This is a genomic window from Streptococcus suis (genome assembly GCF_002960425.1).
Lineage (GTDB): Bacteria > Bacillota > Bacilli > Lactobacillales > Streptococcaceae > Streptococcus > Streptococcus suis_S.
This window is the reverse complement of record NZ_POIZ01000035.1, coordinates 1-3,376: the sequence shown is the minus strand read 5'-3', so window position 1 is coordinate 3,376 and position 3,376 is coordinate 1. Positions and strand designations below refer to the sequence as shown.

General features: G+C 44.8%; 3 protein-coding genes. All 3 read right to left on the bottom strand.

Annotated features, from left to right (window positions below; translation table 11 throughout):
* Window positions 1–132: 132 nt before the first annotated feature.
* On the bottom strand, window positions 133–744 hold the full coding sequence (locus C1G57_RS04295) for an FMN-dependent NADH-azoreductase (RefSeq protein ID WP_105113893.1): 612 nt from the start codon (window positions 742–744) through the stop codon (window positions 133–135).
* Window positions 745–866: 122 nt separating this feature from the next.
* Complete coding sequence (locus C1G57_RS04290; protein WP_105113892.1) at window positions 867–1,274, bottom strand: GNAT family N-acetyltransferase; 408 nt, start codon at window positions 1,272–1,274, stop codon at window positions 867–869.
* A gap of 224 nt (window positions 1,275–1,498) precedes the next feature.
* The coding region (locus tag C1G57_RS04285; RefSeq protein ID WP_153045608.1) for a MucBP domain-containing protein at window positions 1,499–3,376 on the bottom strand (1,878 nt) is incomplete at its 5' end.

Below are 3,376 nucleotides of genomic sequence, written 5' to 3'. Positions count from 1 at the left end.
GCTAGTTTCTCAGAGACAGACTTTGGACTTCTTTTGGACATAATAAAACTCCCTTTATAGTTTCTAGTGAAAATTTTTGTTTTTTCACTGTCCACTATAAGGGGAGTATATCAGATAGAGCGAGGTTTTGGCTTAAAATGTTTCCAAAATCCTATCGATTTTGGACATTGCCTCATCATAGATAGCCTGAGCCTGACTTGGATCTGCTGATTGCCCTTCAATGAAGACCTGATGGATGTCTTCAAAACCAAGAAATTCAAAGATAGATTTGATGTATTGGGCTGCTGGATCCTGACCTGCATAGACACCACCATTAGACTGGATATGGAGAAGTTTTTTGTCCTTGACCAATCCGATGGAGCCTTCTGGTCCATACTTGAAGGTCAGGCCTGCAACGTTAATGGTATTAATCCATGACACTAATTGACTTGGCACATTGAGGTTCCAAAGGGGATTGACCACAACAATCTTATCTGCTGCAAGAAATTGTTGGGTCAAGGCATTGTAGCGGTCTAACTGCTCCGCTTGTTCAGGACTGATTTCTATACCTTTTTTTGCTGCTCCCATAGATTCTAACAAAGGCTTATCCAAGGCTGGAATCTGATCCTCAAAGACATCTACTATTTCAATCCTATCTTCCGGGTGCAAACTGGCGTACCGAGTTTGAAACTCTTCCAATGCCCGCAAGGCGTAGGACTTTTGTGCGTCGAGGGGGTGGGCCTTTACAATTAATACAGTTGCCATTGTTCATCTCCATTGTTACTAATTATTGATAAATATATTCTACTCTTTTTGATTTGAAATTCAAATCATTTGCTCGAAGCAAAAGGCTGGTCTCCCAGCCTCGTTTTTTTTAGATTATTCTATTATTTTAAATAGGTGTAGGCGATACAATCTAGGCTATCAACAGCTGTAAAACCAAGCGCTTCATAGAAAGACCGTGTTTTCTCTGTATTTTCTGTCAAGAGATGAAGCTGGTAAACTTCCGAAAAGTGGGTAATGGTCTGCTCCAAAAGATGACGACCAATTCCCTGACGCTGATAGGTTGGCAGGACCAAGATGTCCTGAATAAAAACGATTGAATGCCCGTCACCAACTGCTCGCAAGAGACCCACTAGACGGTCACCGTCAAAGGCCGCAAGAACAAACAGGCTATGTTCCAAGGCCTTCTGCAACATGGCAGGCCGGTTAGTATAATTTGTCCAACCAACTGAAGCATAGAGGTCAAGGACAGCTTGAACATCAAGTTGAGGGTCTTGTTTGTAAGTAATCATGATCTTCTCCTTTGTATTATTTTTTAGAATACAAAGGTTTTATCCATTGTCAAAATGCCCATGGTCTTACCTCCATTATTAGCTACTGTTAGTATAGCAGAAAATTAGGTATTATCAAAGGATTTTTATAGGAAATACAGACAATGCCGATAGGCATTCTAACAGCCTTACCTGCATAAAAAAACAAGAGAGGAAAATCCTCTCTTGTTCATGTTTACCAAAAACTAGTCTTCCTTCCTAGCTTTCACAACCATGCCGAGTGTAGCCATTAACAAGCTGATACCTGCCATCAAGGCAATATCTGAACTGCTATCACCTGTATTTGGTAATGTTCGTTGACTTGTTTTATCGGCTGTCACTGTATTTTGAGTTGGTGAAGCTGGCGCAGTAGGGGAAACTGGAGCCATAGGTTTCACTGGAGCACTTGGTTGGGTTGGAAGAGCTGGTGGTGTTGGTCGAGTAGGTTTTGGAACAATTGGTTCTTGCGGCTGAGGTACAGGCACATAGGTAATCGGAGTATCCGTTCCTGGATTTGACGGAACTGGCGGCAAGATATAGCCCTTGCTTGGATCACTTGGATCAACTGGGGTCAATGGGGTGACACTGTCTGGGCCAACTGGAATATGACCTGGAACATGTGGCAGAACTGGCAAATCAGTACCCGGTTTACTTGGATCCGTTGGGTCGTTCGGATACGGAATTGGCGGTACTGGGTCTACTCCTGTCGGAACACTTGGAACCCATGAACCGAGTTTGCCATAGACATAGACAACAGTTGTACCACTAGCAGAAATTGTTCCTGTTTGGTTGGCTGGCACTTCTACTAGATAGTAACCTGAAATCACCTTGCCGTTGGTTGTGTATGGATCACCAACCTTGCCTGTGATGGTTTCTGGTGGAAGAAGCTCACGACCATTCTCATCCACGTACTTGACTGTGACAGTTGCTTCTTTCGGTGCTTCAGGCACATAGGTAATCGGAGTATCAGTTCCTGGATTTGATGGAACTGGCGGCAAGATATAGCCCTTGCTTGGATCACTTGGATTAACTGGGGTCAATGGTGTGACACCGTCTGGTCCGACTGGAATATGACCTGGAACATGTGGCAGAACTGGCAAGTCTGTACCCGGTTTACTTGGATCCATTGGGTCGTTCGGATACGGAATTGGCGGTACTGGGTCTACTCCTGTCGGAACACTTGGAACCCATGAACCGAGTTTGCCATAGACATAGACAACGGTTGTACCACTAGCAGAAATTGTTCCTGTTTGGTTCGCTGGCACTTCTACTAGATAGTACCCTGAAATCACCTTGCCGCTGGTTGTGTATGGATCACCAACCTTGCCTGTGATGGTTTCTGGTGGAAGAATCTCACGACCATTCTCATCCACGTACTTGACTGTGACAGTTGCTTCTTTCGGTGCTTCAGGCACATAGGTAATCGGAGTATCTGTTCCTGGATTTGATGGAACTGGCGGCAAGACATAGCCCTTGCTTGGATCACTTGGATCGACTGGGGTCAATGGACTTACGCCGTCTGGTCCGACTGGAATATGACCTGGAACATGTGGCAAAACTGGCAAATCAGTACCCGGTTTACTTGGATCCGTTGGGTCGTTCGGATACGGAATTGGCGGTACTGGGTCTACTCCTGTCGGAACACTTGGAACCCATGAACCGAGTTTGCCATAGACATAGACAACGGTTGTACCACTAGCAGAAATTATTCCTGTTTGGTTCACTGGCACTTCTACTAGATAGTAACCTGAAATCACCTTGCCGCTGGTTGTGTATGGATCACCAATCTTACCTGTGATGGTTTCTGGTGGAAGAATCTCGAGACCATTCTCATCCACGTACTTGATTGTAACAGTTGCTTCTTTCGGAACATCCTTGACATAGGTAACGATAACTTCAGTGTCTGGAGCTGTAGCTGCTACATCCACTTCAGCTGCTACACTTGCCTTATCTGGTGTGTAGCCTGCAATTGCTGGTGTGTCTACTTTGTCGAAGTCATCATCAGTTGAGGTCCAGTCACCATAAGTCACTTCTTTAGTCACTAGGTTAACGGTCGCAGTACGTTTGTAGGTCAGCGTTTCAAC

Bases quoted from the DNA above. Each gene is read 5' to 3' on its own strand.
- C1G57_RS04290 (WP_105113892.1), bottom strand. From the start codon at position 1,274: ATGATTACTTACAAACAAGACCCTCAACTTGATGTTCAAGCTGTCCTT.
- C1G57_RS04295 (WP_105113893.1), bottom strand. From the start codon at position 744: ATGGCAACTGTATTAATTGTAAAGGCCCACCCCCTCGACGCACAAAAG.